The 17,994-nt window shown below is 60.5% G+C and carries 18 protein-coding genes; 8 read left to right on the top strand and 10 right to left on the bottom strand.

All coding sequences use genetic code 11. The features are described from left to right. Nucleotides 1–234: 234 nt before the first annotated feature. Complete coding sequence (locus AB4N73_RS17890; RefSeq protein ID WP_460142377.1) at nucleotides 235–1,479, top strand: TIGR03862 family flavoprotein; 1,245 nt, start codon at nucleotides 235–237, stop codon at nucleotides 1,477–1,479. A gap of 156 nt (nucleotides 1,480–1,635) precedes the next feature. On the opposite strand, the gene AB4N73_RS17895 is transcribed toward AB4N73_RS17890, so the two are convergent. Further along, nucleotides 1,636–2,976: a DEAD/DEAH box helicase gene (locus AB4N73_RS17895; protein ID WP_024014423.1), complete on the bottom strand. Its 1,341-nt coding sequence runs from the start codon at nucleotides 2,974–2,976 to the stop codon at nucleotides 1,636–1,638. Nucleotides 2,977–3,028: 52 nt separating this feature from the next. Continuing rightward, entirely contained in the window at nucleotides 3,029–3,964 is a 936-nt protein-coding gene (gene yedA, locus AB4N73_RS17900; RefSeq protein WP_315435491.1) for a drug/metabolite exporter YedA, read from the bottom strand. Between the two features lie 162 nt (nucleotides 3,965–4,126). On the opposite strand from yedA, the gene AB4N73_RS17905 reads away from it, so the two are divergent. Then, nucleotides 4,127–4,579 carry an Lrp/AsnC family transcriptional regulator gene (locus AB4N73_RS17905; protein WP_056790591.1) on the top strand — a complete coding sequence of 151 codons (453 nt, stop codon included), beginning with the start codon at nucleotides 4,127–4,129 and terminating at the stop codon, nucleotides 4,577–4,579. A 106-nt stretch (nucleotides 4,580–4,685) separates the two neighbouring features. Here the strand turns inward: AB4N73_RS17905 and AB4N73_RS17910 are convergent, their stop codons facing one another. Further along, on the bottom strand, nucleotides 4,686–5,198 hold the full coding sequence (locus AB4N73_RS17910) for a BRO-N domain-containing protein (protein ID WP_236168721.1): 513 nt from the start codon (nucleotides 5,196–5,198) through the stop codon (nucleotides 4,686–4,688). Between the two features lie 445 nt (nucleotides 5,199–5,643). Between AB4N73_RS17910 and AB4N73_RS17915 the strand changes: the two genes are divergently transcribed. Next, complete coding sequence (locus AB4N73_RS17915; RefSeq protein ID WP_460142378.1) at nucleotides 5,644–6,648, top strand: hypothetical protein; 1,005 nt, start codon at nucleotides 5,644–5,646, stop codon at nucleotides 6,646–6,648. A 116-nt stretch (nucleotides 6,649–6,764) separates the two neighbouring features. Here AB4N73_RS17915 and AB4N73_RS17920 read toward each other — a convergent pair whose 3' ends face one another. The 3 genes from AB4N73_RS17920 to AB4N73_RS17930 form a co-directional block, all read right to left on the bottom strand. Further along, nucleotides 6,765–7,370, bottom strand: a complete 606-nt coding sequence (locus tag AB4N73_RS17920; protein WP_095181881.1) for a 3'-5' exonuclease — start codon at nucleotides 7,368–7,370, stop codon at nucleotides 6,765–6,767. 35 nt (nucleotides 7,371–7,405) lie between these two features. Further along, nucleotides 7,406–7,885, bottom strand: coding sequence for a LabA-like NYN domain-containing protein (locus AB4N73_RS17925; RefSeq protein ID WP_056790604.1), 480 nt, complete (start codon nucleotides 7,883–7,885; stop codon nucleotides 7,406–7,408). Nucleotides 7,886–8,172: 287 nt separating this feature from the next. Continuing rightward, complete coding sequence (locus AB4N73_RS17930; protein WP_460142379.1) at nucleotides 8,173–8,934, bottom strand: DUF2076 domain-containing protein; 762 nt, start codon at nucleotides 8,932–8,934, stop codon at nucleotides 8,173–8,175. Between the two features lie 177 nt (nucleotides 8,935–9,111). Between AB4N73_RS17930 and AB4N73_RS17935 the strand changes: the two genes are divergently transcribed. Beyond that, the gene (locus tag AB4N73_RS17935) at nucleotides 9,112–9,786 is read left to right on the top strand and encodes a YciC family protein (RefSeq protein ID WP_016773061.1); all 675 of its coding nucleotides are present in this window, start codon (nucleotides 9,112–9,114) and stop codon (nucleotides 9,784–9,786) included. A 75-nt stretch (nucleotides 9,787–9,861) separates the two neighbouring features. Next, on the top strand, nucleotides 9,862–10,941 hold the full coding sequence (locus AB4N73_RS17940) for an endonuclease/exonuclease/phosphatase family protein (RefSeq protein WP_460142380.1): 1,080 nt from the start codon (nucleotides 9,862–9,864) through the stop codon (nucleotides 10,939–10,941). A 12-nt stretch (nucleotides 10,942–10,953) separates the two neighbouring features. On the opposite strand, the gene AB4N73_RS17945 is transcribed toward AB4N73_RS17940, so the two are convergent. The 3 genes from AB4N73_RS17945 to hrpB form a co-directional block, all read right to left on the bottom strand. After that, nucleotides 10,954–11,379, bottom strand: coding sequence for a hypothetical protein (locus tag AB4N73_RS17945; RefSeq protein WP_016773059.1), 426 nt, complete (start codon nucleotides 11,377–11,379; stop codon nucleotides 10,954–10,956). 13 nt (nucleotides 11,380–11,392) lie between these two features. Continuing rightward, entirely contained in the window at nucleotides 11,393–11,965 is a 573-nt protein-coding gene (locus AB4N73_RS17950; protein ID WP_256810310.1) for a hypothetical protein, read from the bottom strand. 129 nt (nucleotides 11,966–12,094) lie between these two features. Next, nucleotides 12,095–14,614 (bottom strand): ATP-dependent helicase HrpB, encoded by a 2,520-nt coding sequence (hrpB, locus tag AB4N73_RS17955; RefSeq protein WP_460142381.1) that lies wholly within the window; start codon nucleotides 14,612–14,614, stop codon nucleotides 12,095–12,097. A 110-nt stretch (nucleotides 14,615–14,724) separates the two neighbouring features. Between hrpB and AB4N73_RS17960 the strand changes: the two genes are divergently transcribed. Beyond that, nucleotides 14,725–15,144, top strand: a complete 420-nt coding sequence (locus AB4N73_RS17960; protein ID WP_042610556.1) for a hypothetical protein — start codon at nucleotides 14,725–14,727, stop codon at nucleotides 15,142–15,144. Between the two features lie 13 nt (nucleotides 15,145–15,157). Beyond that, entirely contained in the window at nucleotides 15,158–16,054 is an 897-nt protein-coding gene (locus tag AB4N73_RS17965; protein ID WP_406227547.1) for a cation diffusion facilitator family transporter, read from the top strand. Here the strand turns inward: AB4N73_RS17965 and AB4N73_RS17970 are convergent. Beyond that, nucleotides 16,048–16,986 (bottom strand): DUF6515 family protein, encoded by a 939-nt coding sequence (locus tag AB4N73_RS17970; RefSeq protein WP_252876952.1) that lies wholly within the window; start codon nucleotides 16,984–16,986, stop codon nucleotides 16,048–16,050. The genes AB4N73_RS17965 and AB4N73_RS17970 overlap by 7 nt on opposite strands. Before the next feature lie 450 nt (nucleotides 16,987–17,436). On the opposite strand from AB4N73_RS17970, the gene AB4N73_RS17975 reads away from it, so the two are divergent. Beyond that, nucleotides 17,437–17,916 carry an Lrp/AsnC family transcriptional regulator gene (locus AB4N73_RS17975; RefSeq protein WP_007909658.1) on the top strand — a complete coding sequence of 160 codons (480 nt, stop codon included), beginning with the start codon at nucleotides 17,437–17,439 and terminating at the stop codon, nucleotides 17,914–17,916. The last annotated feature ends 78 nt before the right edge of the window (nucleotides 17,917–17,994 follow it).

Genomic DNA, 17,994 nt, shown 5'->3' on the forward strand with positions numbered 1-17,994 from the left:
GACTGCAGGCCAGGCTGGGCATGGCGCCCAGCGCACTGTTTATTTTTTAACCAGCCTCGAAATACACCGCAGCCCCGGTGGGAGCGAGCCTGCTCGCGAAAGCTTTAGCACCCACAACATCTAATTGACTGACAGACCGCGTTCGCGAGCAGGCTCGCTCCCACATGGGGTCTCCCACAGGGTTCAGCGCTGTTAGAATGCGCGCCTTGTCCCGCCATACCGCAGCGCACCCCCATGACCCAGAATTCCGCCCCCGCCAACACCCACGTCGCCATCATCGGCGGTGGCCCCGCAGGCCTGATGGCCGCCGAAGTGCTGAGCCAGGCCGGAATCCGCGTCGACGTGTACGACGGCATGCCCTCGGTCGGGCGCAAGTTCCTGCTGGCCGGGGTTGGCGGCATGAACATTACCCACTCCGAAGCGTACCCGGCGTTCCTCTCCCGCTACGCTGAACGCGCACCGCAGATCGCCCCGCTGCTGCGCGCATTCGATGCCGATGCGCTGTGCCAGTGGATTAATGAACTGGGCATCGAAACCTTCACCGGCAGCTCCGGCCGCGTGTTCCCCACCGACATGAAAGCCGCCCCGCTGTTGCGCGCCTGGCTCAAGCGCCTGCGCGACGGTGGCGTGGTTATCCACACCCGCCATCGCTGGCTCGGCTGGGACGCAAGCGGTGCACTGCGCATCGCCAGCCCGCAAGGCGAAATCAGCGTAAACCCCGACGCCACCCTGCTCGCCCTCGGCGGCGGCAGTTGGTCGCGCCTGGGCTCGGATGGCGCGTGGATGTTGCCGCTGGAGCAGCGCGGCGTGGATCTGGCGCCGTTGCAGCCAAGCAATTGCGGCTTCGACGTGCAGGCCTGGAGCGAGCTGATGGTGAGCAAATTCGCCGGCGCGCCGCTGAAAAACATCGCCATCGGGTTAAACGACGATATCCCGCGTCTGGGCGAATGCGTGATCACCGCGACCGGCATTGAAGGCAGCCTGATCTATGCCCTGTCGGCGCCGATACGCGAGGAAATCAATCGCTATGGCGCAGCGGTTATCCACATCGACCTGCTGCCCGGCCGGCCTGTGGATAAATTGCAGGCGGCGCTGAGCAAACCACGTGGCTCGCGCTCAATGGCCAAGCATCTGCACAGTCAGGTGGGGATTGATGGGGTTAAAGCAGCGTTGTTGCGCGAGCTGACCGATGCCGAAACCTTCGCCGATCCGGCGCTCCTGGCGCGAGCGATCAAAGCGTTGCCGCTGACACTGGTGAAAACCCGTCCGCTGGATGAAGCGATCAGCAGTGCCGGTGGCGTAAGGTTCGAAGCGATGGATGAGCGCTTGATGCTCAAGGCGCTGCCGGGGGTGTTTTGTGCGGGCGAGATGCTCGACTGGGAAGCGCCGACCGGAGGCTATTTGCTGACCGGGTGTTTTGCCAGCGGGCGGGCGGCAGGGCTGGGTATTGTGCAATGGCTTAAGGACAAAATCCTGTAGGAGCTGACGAGTGAAACGAGGCTGCGATCTTTTGATCTTCAAAAATCAACATCAACATCAAAAGATCGCAGCGTTCCGCAGCTCCTACAGGGAAACGCATCCCCAATGTGGGAGCGAGCCTGGTCGCGAAGACGTCCTTACAAACGCTTCATCAAATCAAGGCTTGCGCTTACGCGGTCCGGTATTGAACACCGGCACTTTGCGCACCGGCTTGATCGATGGCTCCGGTGCCGAGGTCTCGCCGCTGTCGACCCACTTGCCCAGATTGCGCTTACCACCGCCACCGCCCGACGCTTTCGGCTTCTTCGGTTTTTTCGGTTTCTTGATCACCTGACCGCTGGCATCGGTGTCCGGCACGCGGTGCTCGGGTTCGAAATCCGGCTCGTTCTGGCGCTTCAGGTTCTGCCGCGTCAGCATTTCGATGGCCGAGAGCATGTTCACTTCATCGGCACACACCAGCGAGATCGCCTCACCGGTGGCACCTGCGCGGCCAGTGCGGCCGATGCGGTGAATGTAATCCTCGGCGACGATCGGCAGATCGAAGTTGACCACCAGCGGCAGGTCTTCGATGTCCAGACCACGGGCGGCGACGTCGGTCGCCACCAGAATCTGCACTTCGCTGAGCTTGAACCGGTCCAGCGCGCGCTGGCGCGTAGCCTGGGGTTTGTCGCCATGGATGCCGTCAGCATTCACACCGAGGCCCTGAAGTTTTTCCACCAGCGCATCGACGCCGTTGCGGGTCTTGGCGAACACCAGCACCTGCTTCCACTTGTTCTTGCGCATCAGGTGCACGAACAGTTCGGCCTTGCGCTTCTTGTCTACGGTGACGATCCACTGCTTGACCGTGTTGGCAGCGACGTTGCGCGGGCTGACTTCGACGCTCAAAGGATCATTGAGCATCTGCCCGGCAAGCAGGCGGATGTCATCGGAGAAGGTCGCGGAGAACAGCAGGGTCTGGCGCTTTTTCGGCAGCATGCGGTAAATGTTCGCCAGTTCTTCCGAGAAGCCCAGGTCGAGCATACGGTCGGCTTCATCCAGCACCAGCGTTTGCAGCTGATTGAGTTTCAGCGCGTTCTGGCGGAACAGGTCGATCAAGCGACCGGGCGTGGCGACCAGCACATCGACGCCGCCGCGCAGCTTCATCATCTGCGGGTTGATGCTGACACCGCCGTACACCGCATATGTGCGCAGCGGCAGGTTCTCGGCGTATTGGCGCACGGCTTCATGGACCTGCTCCGCCAGCTCGCGGGTCGGCACCAAAATCAGCGCACGCGCCGAGTTGGCGGTGACTTTCGGCCCTTCCATGGCCAGCAACTGCAACAGCGGCAAGGCGAAACCGGCAGTTTTACCGGTGCCGGTCTGGGCCGCTGCCATCAGGTCACGACCGGCCAGCACCGCCGGAATGGCTTGCGCCTGCACCGGCGTCGGGGTCTGGTAGCCGAGCGTCTCGAGGGAGCGCAGCAAGGGTTCGATCAGGCCAAGGGAGGCGAAAGTCATGGGAGTACCGTAGGAAAAAATGACGCGGGGATGCAATGCCGCGCAGTTTACCCTAATTCGTACGCGCTTCCGTCGGAACGGCTTTCGCCTCTTCCACGGGTGGCTGCGCAGGTCGACGCCACTGCGGCAGGCTGATCAGCAGCACGGCGCTGATGATCACCAGCATCGCCAACGCTTCTTCGATGCCGATGGTCTCGCCGACAAACACTACACCGAGCAACACCGCCACCGCCGGGTTGACGTAGGCGTAACTGGTCGCTGCCGCCGGGCGCACGTGTTTGAGCAGATACATGTAGGAATTGAAGGCGATGATCGAGCCAAAGAAGATCAGATAGGCCAGCGCCAGCCAACCCTCGAGCGACGGCATGGCTTGCAGGTGCTCGCCGCTCAGCGCACTGCCGATCAGCAAGACCACGCCGCCGACGAGCATTTCCACCGCACTGGCCATGGCCCCCGCCGGCAATGGCAGGTATTTGCTCCACACCGAACCGAACGCCCAGCTCGCCGCCGCGAAGATCAGCAACATCGCGCCGAGCGGGCTCGATTGCAGGTTGGAACCCATGTTGAGCATGGCGATGCCAATAATCCCCAACGCCACACCGGCCCACTCCAGCCGCGTATTGCGCGCGCCCCAGAAGTAGCCGAACAACAAGGTGAACAGTGGCACCGTCGCCACCGCCAGCGCGGCAACGCCGGAAGCCACACCAGTGTGCTCGGCCACGCTGACCGCGCCATTACCAAAACTGAGCAGCAGAATGCCGACCAGCCCCGCCGCTTTCCACTGCGCCCAGGTCGGCGCAGGAGCACCGCGCCAGCGCAGCCAGGCGTACATCAAGCTGCCGGCAATGACGAAGCGCACCCCGGCCAGCAACAGCGGCGGCCAGTATTCGACGCCAATGCGAATCACCAGATAGGTCGATCCCCAAATCACGTACAACGCAAAAAACGCAGCGATCAACGGCAGGGAAAAACGGCGCAAGGCAGGCATGGACAGCTCGACAGTCAGATTCGGTGGATGGATTATTCTAGAAAGGCGCACGAGCAAAAATAAGTTACAAAACCTGTTTTTAGCGCCGGTACACTTTGGAAAACACGGAGATCGCCGAGTTAAGCCGCGATTTCGAAAGTCTGGCCATTTCAGGAGTTCGCCTTGGACAAATACGACCGCATGCTGCTCGGCGCACTTCTGGAAAACGGCCGCGCGTCTTACGCTGATCTGGCGCGCAAGATTAACCTCTCAGCCCCCGCCGTCGCCGAACGCGTGGCCAAACTAGAAGCGGCCGGAGTGATCACCGGTTATCAAGCAAAAATCGATATGGCGAAAATCGGCCTGCCGATCCAGTGCGTGATCGAACTGCGCCTGAACCAGCACGGCAACCAGAAGGCCTACGATGAACTGATCAAAATCCCGCAGATCACCGAATGCCATCGGGTCACCGGCGACCCGTGCGTGATCATGCAAGCGGCGGTGGCCTCGATGCCGAAGCTGGAAGAGTTGATCGATCGGGTGGCGCAGTTCGGGTTCAGCAAGACGTCGATTGTGCTTTCAAGCGCAGTCGAAAAGCGTGTGCCGTTGGGACACATCGAAGGCAACGGTAAATAATCAGGCACACCGAAAAGATTAATGTGGGAGCGAGCCTGCTCGCGAAGGCGGTGCATCAATCAATACAAAGCTGACTGACACACCGCCATAGCGACCAGCCGAATATTCAACCGTAACTGCGGCCCTCCTCGGTCAGCAAATACGGCATATCCCGCATACGGATCCAAGGCTCATTGCGCCAATGCAGGAGCCTCACCGTTTCTCCGGCACACGCGAGTAAACGCAAATGCGGGTCTGCAACCGACTTGGCGTCCTGCCGAAGCAAGGGCACGACCTGATGCGTAAGCCATTGGCGAAGGTGTCGGTTCTCAGGGGAGTAGTGGTAGATCAGCATCGAATAGACGCCGGACTCACTCAGCATCAAAGCCTTGTCAACACCTTCATGCCCAGACAGATGCATCATCTGCCTCTGATCCTCATCCAGCTTGAGCACTTGTCGTGCATTGATTTCCAGCCCCATGAGACGACCGATGTCTCGGGCACAGAACCAAGCCTCCGCATGCTGCAGAGTGGCCCGCAGTTGAATGTGATGACGGATGAATAATTGGGGCTGTATGAGCGGCTCACGAGAGAATGCTGAATCGAAATTTTCTGAGTGCGTGGGGACAACCTTGACCATGACAAATCTCCTTAAAACATCGGAGCTGCCCGCATCACTTGCAGATGATGGGTGGCAGCTGTGCGCGGGTCTGCAAGACCGAGTAGGAGACCTCGGCAGACCAGAAGGTCTCCCGCACACAGCTACCATAAATCGATAGTCGCCAATTGAAGCGACGCGATTATAGGTTTGCCAGTGGTCTCCTAACAAACTATCGGCGGGCTTGCAGTCCCGATCGCTGAATTTGCAGCGACGCACAGAGGTTAACGGCAGGGTTATCTAGGCTCAAGACGGATTCCCCCTAAACTTCAGTAGGATGCTTCGCCGAGCCATACACGTAATTAAACAAACTGATTACGGGAGACTTTTGTTCGATGGACGCCACCCAGCGCAGCAGCTAATGTCCTGAACATGCCGAGAATTGACCGTTCTCAAATAAACCGATGGACATGAAAGGAGTTCAAAAATGACTTGGAAGGGAACCCTACGCTCAATGCAGGCATCAGCGAGAAGAGCAGAGCGCAACTCAAAACGGCGACAAAGGGAATTGGAGGTGCGTCAGAAAGAATTCGAAAAAATGGAGGTCCTTGAGCAGGCCGCCTACGAAGTTGAGGTCTACGAAAATCACATAGATTTGTTGCTGTCTGTGCATAAAGACTGCGGCGAAAGGATCGACTGGAGTGAGTTCGCAAATCAACCTCCACCGATAAAACCAGCCGCACTAAATGCTCATGAAAACCAAGCGAGGGCGAAACAGGCCAGCTATAAACCTGGCTTCATTACGCGCACTTTGAAACTTGAGGCCAGACAGCGTAAAAAACTGGAATACGCTATTCAAGCAGCGGTTGCCAAAGACACGCAGCAGTTGGCTCAAGAAATAGCGGAGTGGGAAAACGAGTATCAGGATTGGAAAATAGATCACGAACTCGCGCTAGGAATTCTCGCGGGCAATGGCCAATCGAAAATTGATGCAGTTCTGCGCGTGAACCCGTTCACGGATATTTCCCACTTGGGCACGTCAATTAATTTCTCGGTCGCAGATAACGGCATTCTCGAATGCACACTCTCGGTACACGGGACCAAAGTGATCCCTCAAGACATCAAGTCGCTACTACAGAGTGGAAAACTGTCGGTGAAAAAAATGCCGATCAGTAAATTTAATGAGCTGTTACAGGACTACGTATCCAGCTGCGTTCTGCGTGTGGGTCAAGAACTGCTAAATATTCTTCCCGAACACCTCGTCATCGTTACGGCCGTTGACTTACTCCTCAACTCCGCGACCGGCCACTTAGAGGATCAGCCCATCCTCAGCGTCGCTATTTCTCGCGAGACACTGTCCAAGCTCAACATGCAAAGCATCGATCCATCAGACTCGATGAAGAACTTTGTACACACTATGAACTTCAAGAAAACGACAGGCTTCATGCCGGTAAGCAAGATCAATAGCCAGCAATTCAACAGTCTGGCTTAAAGCCGAACCCGCAGCCTTCGGCAGCTCCTAAAGGACATTTGATGTTCCAAAGTACACATCGTCTTATCCCATAATGGTTAAGGTGGTGTGTACAACACTCTGCAGTGGGCTAGGGATCAGCGATAACGCTGCAGATGCTCGCCGACTTTTGCGGCAGGGACTTTCTGCAATTTGCACAGCAGGTCGTGATTCAACTCGCGCACCCCGTGCTTGCCCCGCAACTCTTCCGCCAAATGCGCCATCAGATTGGCGGCCATCTCGGCGTCGGCCATGGCCCGGTGAGCCTGGCCGGTGTGCGGCAACTGCGCGAACGTGGTGAGCGTACCGAGCTTGTGATTCGGCGCCGCCGGCATCAGGCGCCGCGCCAGCAGCAGTGAACAGGCGAAATTCTGCAGGCGTGTGCGTTTGATCCGCCCCAGTTCGAAATCCCAGAACTTCTGGTCGAACGAGGCGTTGTGCGCCAGCAACGGCGTGCAGCCGACGAATTCGTTGACCTCTTCCATCACCCGCTCGGCCGGCGGCGCGGTGCGCAGCATGGCGTTGCTGATGCCGGTCAGTTGCTCGATGAACGCGGGGACGCGCACGCCGGCGTTCATCAGGCTCTGGTAACGCTCGACGATGCGGCCGTTTTCCAGCATGACCACGGCGATTTCCGTGGCGCGGCAGCTGCTGTTCGGCGACAGGCCGGTGGTTTCAAAGTCGATGACTGCGATGCGTTCCAAACCGGGGTGTACTCCGTTCAAATCTATTGTTCAGCTCAGCTCTTGAGCAACAGTGCGCCTTCGATCGGCACGTAGCGGCTGGCGGCGCGGATCAGCGAGTTGGCGGTCAGGCCAGGGACGCCGTAGGCCACCGCTTGCACACCGTGCTTGTTGATGATGCGCTCGAGCAGCATGTCGAAATCGCCGTCACCGGAGGCCAGCACCACTTCGTCGACATGGTCGGCGGCGTCCATGATGTCCAGGGTAATGCCGACATCCCAGTCGCCCTTGGCCGAGCCGTCGCTGCGCTGGATGTAGGGCTTGAGCTTCACGGTGAAACCGAGGTTGCGCAGGATCTGCTGAAACTGTTGCTGCTTGCTGTCGCCACGGTCGATGGCGTAGGCATAGGCCTCGACGATCTGCCCGTTCTTGCTGATGTCCGCCCACAATGCGGCGTAGTTGAAGTGGCAACCATAGGCCTGACGCACGGTGTAGTAGAGGTTCTGCACATCGGCGAACACTGCGATTTTTTTCACCGGAGTTCCTGTGGGCGCACAAGCGCACGAAGCGGGGTCAGGCGATCAGGCCTGAAAAAGGCGCTCAGTATGCCAGCCAAGAGAAAGATTCAGCGAATAATCACCGGCTGGCGCCGAGGTGTCCCTGACAAACGGTGTTGTGGTGAGGGGATTTAGCGAAACGTCGCACCGCCCCGCTGGGCTGCGCAGCAGTCCTCGCTTTAACCAGGAAAAGCGGGGGCTGCTGCGCAGCCCAGCGGGGATGAATCCCCTCGCCACAGGGTGCATGTCAGCCTTCAGAGGCTATGTCAGACAAAGGAGTCGTCGTCATCGAAGAACGACGAATTGTCGCTGCTGTAATCGGCGTCGCTGAAACCGCCCTGGTCATTGCCAGAGAAGCCGTTGTCCGCCACGCGCTGATCATCGCCCCAGCCGTTGTTGCTCTGGTCGGCGACTTGCGCCGGTTCTTCCTTGATGACCTCGACGATTTCTTCCGGTTGCTGATTGTGGTGGAACAGGCTGCTGATGCCCTGCGCCAGCATCACACCGCCGGCCACGCCAGCGGCGGTTTTCAGCGCGCCGCCGAGGAAGCTGTTGCCCGCCGCCGGGGCTGCCTGCTGCGCATAGTTGGGCGGCGCGGCGCCGAAGCTCTGTTGTGGCGCCGGTGCCTGGTAGCTCTGCTGCTGTGCCGGTTCACGCCAGCCGCCGGAGGACGACGGCGCTGCGCTCGGGCTCGGCGCCGGACGTGAATTGCCGCCACCAAAAATGCTCGACAGGAAGCCACCGCTACCGCTCGCTGCCGGTGCGCCACTCTGGGCCTTGGCCGATTGCAGCTCGGCCTGCAGGCGCTGGACTTGCTGGGTCAGTTGCTTGTTCTGCTCGTCGAGGCTTTTCAGCGCGGCCTCTTGCACCAAAATCGCCTGGGTCATGAAATAGCCTGCCGCCGGTTGGCGCGTCAGGTGTTCCTTGATCCGCGCCTCGGCCTGGGCGTCGCGCGGGGCTGCCTCCGTCTCGGCCTGTTGCAGCCGGGAAAACAGTCCATCGATCAGGGTTTGCTCTTCGCTGTTCATGGCGACCTCGTAGATTGCCGGTAATAACGTGCCCGCACCCACTCTGGGCGCGGTGCTCTCCTGTAATGGAGACAGTGACAAAACGTTTCAATGACCTTTACCGAATGTTTACGTTTGTGTCGCCCCGCGTTGCATCGGTTAAAGTGAGCCACTGTTTTCGACCTGCGATACCGACTGATGAATGCCCTCGAAGTACTGCGCGACTCTTTGTATTTTTTCAAACGCCATCTGGGCAGCATCGTGCAGTTGTGCCTGCCGCTGGTGATCGTCGAAGCTTTCTTGCAGCAGGCGGTCGATCACGCCACCGGGCCGGACACCTTCGCCGGAGTCAGCATCATCGTCGGCCTGCTGGTGTATCCGCTGTACACCGCCGCGCTGATCCTGTTTCTCGATGCGCGCAGCCGTGGCGAGTCGCCGCGCAACCGCGACCTGCTGGCGATGGCCGCAACCCTGTGGCCACGCTTCGCCGTGCTGACCGCGCTCAATACCTTGCTGATTCTGCTGGGCCTGTCGCTTTACTTCCTGCCGGGCTTGATGCTGATGGTCATGCTCGCCTTCGCTGAATACCTGTTGGTGCTGCGCGGCCTCGGGCCGTTGCAGGCGATGAAGGAAAGCCTGCGCCTGACGCGCGGGCACTTCTGGCGCATCCTGCTGTGCATTCTCTGCGTAATGACTCCGTTGTGGTTGCTCAAGGGCGCGACGCTGGCGGTGTACCCCGAACCGCAGAATCCGCTGATTGCCGGGCTGATCGACAGCGCTCACAGCTTTCTGCAACTGTTCACCAGTGTGGTGCTGTTCCGCCTGTTCATGCTGATCAGCGAATTGCCTGACAAACGTAACGGAGCGGTCTGACCGCGCCGTGCTTGGGCTTCGCGGCTGCCGTCAGGTATGCTCGGGGCCACTTCCTGTAACGCTATAAGCCGAGCCATGACCCGTCTGCTGCGCTACACCCTGCTTCTCGTCATCCTTGCCGTCGTCCTGTTCGGCGTACTGCTGTTCAGCCTGACCTGGCGCCCCGATGCCCGCGAAACCCTGCCGGTCAGTTGCAGCGCCACGGCGCCGACGCTGGTTCCCGGGCAAGCACTGAAAGTCATGACCTGGAACGTGCAGTTCCTCGCCGGCAAGCGCTACGTATTCTGGAATGATCTGGCCGAAGGCGACGATGAAGCGCCGACCGCCGAAGACATGGCGTTCAGCCTCGACGAAGTGGCGCGGGTGATTCGTGACGAACAACCCGATGTGGTGCTGTTGCAGGAGCTCGATGACGGCGCCAAGGCCAGCGATTACCAGAACCAGCTCAAACTGTTACAGGAACGCGTCGCCGATCTGTATCCATGCAGCACCAGCGCCTTCGACTGGAAAGCCGATTTTGTCCCCGAGCCCCACATCTACGGCAGCGTCGGCCGCCAATTGGCCACGTTGAGTCGCTATCGCATCGAACACGCCGAACGCCTGCAACTGCCCGTCGCACCGAGCAACTTCATCAGCCGCCAGTTCCAGCCCAAAGACGCTTTGCTCGCCGTCAAACTGCCGCTCAGCGATGGCGGACAACTGACCGTGTTCAACACCCACTTGCAGCGCGCCAGCCAGGCGGACGGCAACGTGCAGGCGCAAGTGGCTGCCGTGGCCAAAGTCCTCGACAAATATGAAAGCCAAGGCCTGCCCTGGCTGATCGGTGGCGATTTCAATCTGTTGCCGCTGGGCCAGTACCGACGCCTGCCCGTCGAGCGGCGCGCGCCCTACTCTGCCGACAGCGAACTGCATCTGCTGTGGGACAAGTACCCGATGATCCCGACCAACAACGAGGCCGGCGGTATCGATCGAGCCAAATGGCTGACCCATTACCCCAACGACCCCGGCCTCAACGGTCCGGATCGCACGGTGGACTATCTGTTCTACAGCCCGAAGCTCAAACGCCTGCAAGCGCAGGTGCGGCAGGACGATACCTTGCGCATCTCCGACCACTTGCCGGTGATTGCGCGGTTACTCCTGCCCGCTGCGCCGTAATCGCTGCAGCCTTCACAGACCGGGCGGAACGTAGCCGGGAACATAGCGGACGTTGGCGCACTTGCCATGCAGTATTCGCCCGTCTTCGATCAGGAACTGGGCGATCTTCTTCTGTTGATTGATCTTCGCCTGCAACTTGCAGGTAGAACTGTGGCCGACCTGTTGGTAGTGCTCGGTGTACACCATGCCATTGCCGGTATGGGTCATCGAAGTGCCGGCCGCTTCGGTGGAGGTCCAGCTCGCGGACTTGTGCCAGGTCAGTACGGCCAAGGGTTCGCCGTTCGGGCCGGTTTCCTTTGCCATCGAGTCGGGCGTGCCGAACAGGTCCAGTGCTTCCTGCATATCACGGCCTTCCCAGCGGCTCTGTGCGATAGTGGAACAGCCGCTCAAGAGCAATCCTGCCAGCAGGGTTGCCAGCCATAAACGTGTGTAAGTCATTGGATGCCTCGGCTTATTTCTTCAGTTCGAGCAGGCTGTCGATGTTGTCCATCATCTGGCTCTTTTGCTGGATCGGCGCGAGCTTGAAGAACATCTGCTGCAGCATCTCGATCATCTGCAGGTATTCCATCTTGCCCACGGCGGCCATGTCGTTTTTCGCGCGACTGCCAGGGGCGCAGGCAAACTTCAGCGCTTGCTGGACCCAGAACTCTTTGGGGGTCTGCCATTGATTGGCAACTTTCAGATGACGCATGGTGTAGGCAAGACGCTCGATGGACTGGCCATTGATAAAACGCACCTTGCCCGTAGAGCATTGGGCTTCGAGGTTGTAGACGTCGATCATCGGTTTGCCCGGCTCTTCATACACCAGGGTCACTGCGACCATGGTTGCGCCTTTGGTTTTCTGCGAAGGCACGACCGAGGTGGCATCGGCGACGTACATGATGTTTTTCTGGGGCACGCCGTTGCCGTAGATAATCCACCAGTCGCCAATCGGGTTGGACTCTTCGGCCATTGTCGGATTAGAGGCGGCCAGCAGCGCAGCCGACAAGAAGATCAACTTCTTGAACTTGAAGAAAGAGCTCATGGGCAGTTCCGTTCCTTGGGCACAAGTTGCCAGGCAACAAGGCTTGTTATTGTTCAGGCCGCGATTTTGGGAGCCTGAACAAACAAGGGCAATTAGCACGGATGGGCTAATGGCGCGCTGCCATTGTGTTCAGGTACCGCGTGGCTTTGCCCGCGCGGTGGCTTCGGCGACCAAGGGATCGTCCGGCCAATAATGCTTCGGATAACGCCCCTTCAGATCCTTCTTCACCTCGGCATAGGTGCTGCGCCAGAAGTTGGCCAGATCCTGCGTGACCTGCACCGGCCGCCGCGCTGGCGAGAGCAGATGCAGCTTGACCACTTGCCGGCCGCCGGCAATCCGTGGCGTATCGGCCAGACCAAACAACTCCTGCAAGCGCACCGCGAGAATCGGTGGATGGTCGCTGTAATCCAGGCGAATCGATGAACCCGACGGCACGCTCAAATGATGCGGCGCCAGTTCGTCGAGCTTCTGCGGCAGCGGCCACGGCAGCAGATTGCGCACGATGCTCGACAGGTCGAGGTTGGCGAAATGGCTCAGCCGCGAGACCTTGGCCAGATAGGGCAGCAACCAGTCTTCCAGGGTATTGAGCAGCGCTGCATCGCTGACATCCGGCCATTGGCTGTCGTCCTGAGTGTTCAGATCGAGCTGACGCAGCAGCGCCACCCGCGCCTGCCACTGGCGCAGTTCTGGCGTCCATGGCAGCAGCTCCAGACCCTTGCGTCGCACCAGATTGACCAGGGCCTGACTGCGCGCGTTTTCATCCAGACCGGTCAAAGGTTCGCGGCTGAGAATCAGCTCGCCGACCTTGCGCTGGCGCTCGGCGCGCAGCACGCCTTCGCGTTCATCCCAATCGAGTTGATCGACGCTGCGCACTTGCTCGGCGAGCACCGAATCGAACAGCGCAGGGTCGAAATCCGCCGCCAGATAGATGCGTTCTTCGCGCTGGCCCTGACGGCTGCCAAGGTCGGCGATAACGATCCACTCATGCTTCATCAAGCTGTCGGCCTCAGCAAACAGCGCCGCGCGGCCGTTGGCCAAACGGTATTCGGCCCCACCGGCACGCCGTTGCTGGGCGACGCGATCCGGGTAGGCCAGCGCCAATAGCGCGCCGAGCCAGCGCGGATGCTCGGGATCGTTTACCGGTTCGCTCGGCTTGCCGCGCAGATAGCCGCGATATTGCCGAGCCAATTGCCGGGCACGTTGCACCCCGCCCTGCGCCCCACGACCGGCACGTTCTTGGCCGGAAAGCAGGACCAACCGGCTGTGCAGATCCGCGCCAGCGCCGCGCAGGATATCGCGCTCGCCGAGCAGCGCCGCCACATCGCAGGCCATCGCCGCCAGCCCCAATGCCTGACCGCGCAACAGCAAATGCGCAATGCGCGGATGCGCCGGCAATTCAGCCATCGCCTGGCCGTGGGCCGTCAGCGTGTCGCCGTGCAAGGCGCCGAGGCGTTGCAGCAGATCCTGCGCTTGCGCATACGCGGCCGCTGGCGGCACATCCAGCCAGACCAGTTCGCCCGGGGTCACGCCCCAGCGCCCCAGCTGCAAAGCGAGGCTGGCCAGATCCGCCGAGAGAATTTCCGCGCTGCCATAGGCCGCCAGTTGTTCGTGCTGATCCTGTGACCACAGGCGATAACACACGCCCGGCTCCAATCGCCCGGCGCGGCCGGCACGCTGGGTGGCGCTGGCCTTGGAGATGCGTTGAGTGTCGAGGCGGGTCATGCCGCTGCCCGGGTCGAAACGCGGCACCCGCGCCAGCCCGGCATCGATGACCACGCGCACGCCGTTGATGGTCAGGCTGGTCTCGGCGATGTTGGTTGCCAGCACCACTTTGCGCTGACCGGGCGGCGCCGGATCGATCGCCGCGCGTTGCGCATTGAGGTCGAGTTCGCCGTGCAACGGGCACAGCAAGATGTCTTTGCGCTCGCCAATGGCGTCGGCCAATTGCTGATGCACGCGACGGATCTCCGCTTGCCCCGGCAGAAACACCAACATGCTGCCGGTCTCGTCGTGCAGCGCTTCGAGCACGGTTTGGGTAACCCGCTGGTCGATGTATTCCCCTGGTTGGAACGGCCGGCCCCAGCGCATCGTCACCGGGTACATGCGGCCTTCGCTGCGCAGGATCGGCGCGTCATCGAGCAACCCCGCCAGGCGCTCGCCTTCGAGGGTCGCCGACATCAGCAGAATCTTCAGCGGCTGTTCAGCGCGAAACAGCTCGCGACCGTTCAGACTGAGGGCCAGCGCCAGATCGGCGTCGAGACTGCGTTCATGAAATTCGTCGAAGATCAGCAGACCCACACCCTCCAGCGCCGGGTCGTCCTGCAAGCGCCGGGTAAGGATGCCTTCGGTGACCACTTCGATACGGGTTTTCGGGCCGACTTTGCTGTCGAGGCGGATGCGATAGCCGACGGTTTCACCGACCTGCTCGCCGAGCTCGCTGGCCAAACGTTCCGCCGCTGCGCGCGCGGCCAGACGCCGTGGTTCGAGCATGACGATGGTCTGCCCGGCCAGCCAGGCTTCGTTGAGCAAGGCCAAGGGCACGCGGGTGGTCTTACCGGCGCCGGGCGGTGCTTCGAGCACGGCTTCGTGGCGTGACGCGAGGGCTTCACGCAGGGCGGGTAAAACATCGTCGATCGGCAAAGAAATCATGCTGGCTCCCAAACAGAGCGGCGAGTATAACGACGAACTGTCTGACGTTCGTCAGGGTCTTAACTTCACAAGACGAAGCTTCGTTATTTGATGACTCAGGAGACATTTCCATGCGCTTACCCTCTCGCCTGATCGGCGGTGTTCTGGTTGCCACTCTGCTCACGCAACTGTCGGCGTGCGGTTCGATTTTCTACCCGGACCGCCGTGGCCAGATCGACGGCAAGATCGACCCGGCGATTGCCGTGCTCGATGCCGTCGGCCTGCTGTTCTACATCATTCCCGGGCTGATCGCGTTTGCCGTCGACTTCGCCACCGGGGCGATCTATTTCGAACCGGGCCACACCGCGCAGATCGATCCGGCCAAGCTCAAGCAAGCCATCGGCCCGGACGGTCAGGTCGACAATCACAAGTTGCAGGCGATTCTCGAGAGCGAACTGGGTAAAGACTTTCCTCTCGACGACCCGCGCCTGATCCAGCACAAGGGCAGCACTCAGCAACTGGCGATGTTCGGCCTGCAACCCGCCGCTTGAATAAGGACGTTCAATGACCTCCAGCCCCGAACACGCCCGCCTGCTGCGGCTGGCGACCCGCGCCTCGGTGGCGGTCGCGTGCACGCTGATCGTCGCCAAAGCGATTGCCTGGTGGCTCAGCGGATCGGTGAGCATGCTCGCCGGCCTCACCGACTCGGCGCTGGATGGCATCACTTCAATGCTCAATCTGCTGGCGGTGCATTACGCCTTGCGTCCGGCGGATGACGATCACCGTTATGGCCACGGCAAAGCCGAATCGCTGGCGGGCATGGCGCAGGCGTTGTTCATCGGTGGCAGCGCGGTGCTGATCGCGTTCCAGGCCTACCAACGCTTGCAGACTCCGGAGCCGCTTGGCGCGCCGTGGCTGAGCATCGGTGTGATCGTGTTTTCCCTGCTGCTGACGGCGGCGCTGCTGATGTTGCAGCACCGGGTGATCAAGCAGACCGGCTCCAACGCCGTGCGCGCCGACTCCCTGCATTACCGTTCGGACCTGCTGCTCAACGGCAGCATCCTGATCGCGCTGGTGTTGGCCGGGATGGGTTTTGCGCAACTGGACGCGTGGTTCGGGCTGGGGATCGCCGTGTACATTTTCTGGAGTGCGATTCAGATCGCCCGGGAAAGTTTTTCGGTGTTGATGGACGAGGAACTGCCAACCGATGTCAGCCAGCACATGCTTGAGCTGGCGTGCAGCGTGCCGGGGGTGCTCGGTGCGCATGACTTGCGCACGCGGATCTCGGGCAACCACTGGTTCGTGCAATTGCACCTGGAATTGCCGGGCGAACTGACCCTGTCAGTCGCCCATGGCATCAGCGATCAAGCGGCGGCGGCGATTCACAAGGAATATCCGAAGGCCGAGGTGCTGGTGCACGCCGACCCACAGGAAGTGGTGCTCGCCGCCCGCACTCAGTAATTGACCTGATAACCGCGGCTGCTCAGGCAGTTGCCCTGCGCCTGGCGATAGGCCTGAACCACTTCGGGCGCCGGTTGGTAGGTCGCGGTGCGCGGGTCGAAACCGCTTTGCTGCACCGCGTACTGCGAGCACTGGTAACCGTCCTGCTGCACCTGCTGCGGTGACTGGCCGTTGGCCGGGTAGGCTTCGACGTCATAGCCTTGAGATTGTGGTTGCGGCGGTTGCTGCAGCGGCGGCTCGACCACCACGTAATCCTGCGTTGCCTCTTGATAGGCGTAATACGAGCCGGCGGCGAGGAACAGCAGCGAGCCGCCGATCCACACTTCACGGGCGTAATCCGGCAAATACTGGATGCGGATCCCGCGCGGCGGCTGCACGACGATGTAGCGTGGGCCTTGCGGGCGATACCAATAGCCACCGGAATAGAAGTAATCCTGACCGCGATACGGCACGCGGTAATCACGATCCGGGAAACGATCGATCACATGGCCCGGACGATATTGTGGGCCAGGCCCCCAGCCATTGCCATGACCGTTCGGCCGTCCCGGCCAGCGGTTGTCATCGGGACGTGGCCGCGTCTGCCATTGCTGATTGTGGTAACCGTTCTGCGGGCGCTCGTCGCGGTAGTAACCCTGACGCGGCTCCTGAGTCTGGTGCACGGCGTCGGGTCGCGGCTGGATCGGCAGATTGTTGCCCGGCTGGCGAGGCGGTTCTGGACGATCATCGACACGGTTGCGGTTCTGCCATTGACCGTCATTGTTGTGCGGCTGGCCGTTGTGCTCGAACTGACGGCTGTTGTCGCCACGGATGATCCCGTCGTTCTGCGGCCCGTTGCCCGGCCCACGATTCTGCGGCTCATCGGCCAGCGCTTGCGCACTGACACCCACACACAGCAAACCAACACCGGCCAGACGCCAGATGCGCGAATTCATGCTTTTCCTCACTGCGGGAGCCTGTCGTTGGCAGGGCTTGTTGCTGAGACTCGAAACAGCCCCATCGGGTTCTGCAACAGGTTATCAGTCGCGCGACTTATTTATTGAGGCGCCAACATGAAATCGCAGGCAAGAAAAAAGGGAGACCCGTCGGCCTCCCTTCTGGAGAACTTCGTCCTGGCTCGACGCTTTTGACGTCGGCTCACCTCACGCCGTCTTCTGGACAGTGTGCAGCTCGGGGGCCGGCACATCCCCGGTGGGGGTGGCGGCCGCGGCGGGCCTGATTGGGCGGGCCGCGTGGACTGTGTTACCGAGCAGTGATTCTGGTGTTAAGAATAAGCCTGAGGCTGCGACAGAGGATTGCGAAAATTGCTCAATTAAACACCGCTTGCGCAATTTTTAACCCTGGATAGATAATCTGCCGCAATAGTTACGACCAAGGACAGATTGATGAGCAAACTCGACCGGTATGACCTGAGTATTTTGGCGGAATTGCAGCGCGACGCCCGTATCTCCAACCAGGAACTGGCCGAACGCATCGGTCTGTCGCCCTCGCCTTGCTCGCGCCGGGTCAAGCAGCTGGAAGACGATGGCTATATCTCGCGCCAGGTGGCGCTGCTCGATCGCAAGATGCTCGGCTTGAGCCTGACGGCGTATGTACTGATCGGCATGGACCGGCACACCCCCGAGCGCTTCGAGAATTTCGAGGCGGCAATCCGCACATTGCCGCAAGTGCTGGAATGCAGTCTGGTGACCGGAGTGGATGCCGACTACCAGTTGAAAGTGGTGGTGCCGGATATGGATCACTATCAAAAGTTGCTGTTGGGGCATCTGACCCGGATTGAAGGGGTCACCAGCGTGCGGTCGAGTTTTGTGCTGAACCAGGTGCTCAACAGCACCGAACTGCCGCTGACTCATTTGCGTAGCTGATATCGCTTTCGCGAGCAGGCTCGCTCCCACAGGGGAATGCATTTCAACCTGTGGGAGCGAGCCTGCTCGCGAAGGGGC

The organism is Pseudomonas sp. S3_B08, from assembly GCF_054667725.1.

Bases quoted from the DNA above. Each gene is read 5' to 3' on its own strand.
- AB4N73_RS17940 (WP_460142380.1), top strand. From the start codon at position 9,862: ATGACCCGTCTGCTGCGCTACACCCTGCTTCTCGTCATCCTTGCCGTC.
- AB4N73_RS17930 (WP_460142379.1), bottom strand. From the start codon at position 8,934: ATGAACAGCGAAGAGCAAACCCTGATCGATGGACTGTTTTCCCGGCTG.
- AB4N73_RS17935 (WP_016773061.1), top strand. From the start codon at position 9,112: ATGAATGCCCTCGAAGTACTGCGCGACTCTTTGTATTTTTTCAAACGC.
- yedA (WP_315435491.1), bottom strand. From the start codon at position 3,964: ATGCCTGCCTTGCGCCGTTTTTCCCTGCCGTTGATCGCTGCGTTTTTT.
- AB4N73_RS17975 (WP_007909658.1), top strand. From the start codon at position 17,437: ATGAGCAAACTCGACCGGTATGACCTGAGTATTTTGGCGGAATTGCAG.
- AB4N73_RS17890 (WP_460142377.1), top strand. From the start codon at position 235: ATGACCCAGAATTCCGCCCCCGCCAACACCCACGTCGCCATCATCGGC.
- AB4N73_RS17950 (WP_256810310.1), bottom strand. From the start codon at position 11,965: ATGAGCTCTTTCTTCAAGTTCAAGAAGTTGATCTTCTTGTCGGCTGCG.
- AB4N73_RS17970 (WP_252876952.1), bottom strand. From the start codon at position 16,986: ATGAATTCGCGCATCTGGCGTCTGGCCGGTGTTGGTTTGCTGTGTGTG.
- AB4N73_RS17915 (WP_460142378.1), top strand. From the start codon at position 5,644: ATGACTTGGAAGGGAACCCTACGCTCAATGCAGGCATCAGCGAGAAGA.
- AB4N73_RS17945 (WP_016773059.1), bottom strand. From the start codon at position 11,379: ATGACTTACACACGTTTATGGCTGGCAACCCTGCTGGCAGGATTGCTC.
- AB4N73_RS17960 (WP_042610556.1), top strand. From the start codon at position 14,725: ATGCGCTTACCCTCTCGCCTGATCGGCGGTGTTCTGGTTGCCACTCTG.
- AB4N73_RS17895 (WP_024014423.1), bottom strand. From the start codon at position 2,976: ATGACTTTCGCCTCCCTTGGCCTGATCGAACCCTTGCTGCGCTCCCTC.
- AB4N73_RS17965 (WP_406227547.1), top strand. From the start codon at position 15,158: ATGACCTCCAGCCCCGAACACGCCCGCCTGCTGCGGCTGGCGACCCGC.
- hrpB (WP_460142381.1), bottom strand. From the start codon at position 14,614: ATGATTTCTTTGCCGATCGACGATGTTTTACCCGCCCTGCGTGAAGCC.
- AB4N73_RS17910 (WP_236168721.1), bottom strand. From the start codon at position 5,198: ATGGTCAAGGTTGTCCCCACGCACTCAGAAAATTTCGATTCAGCATTC.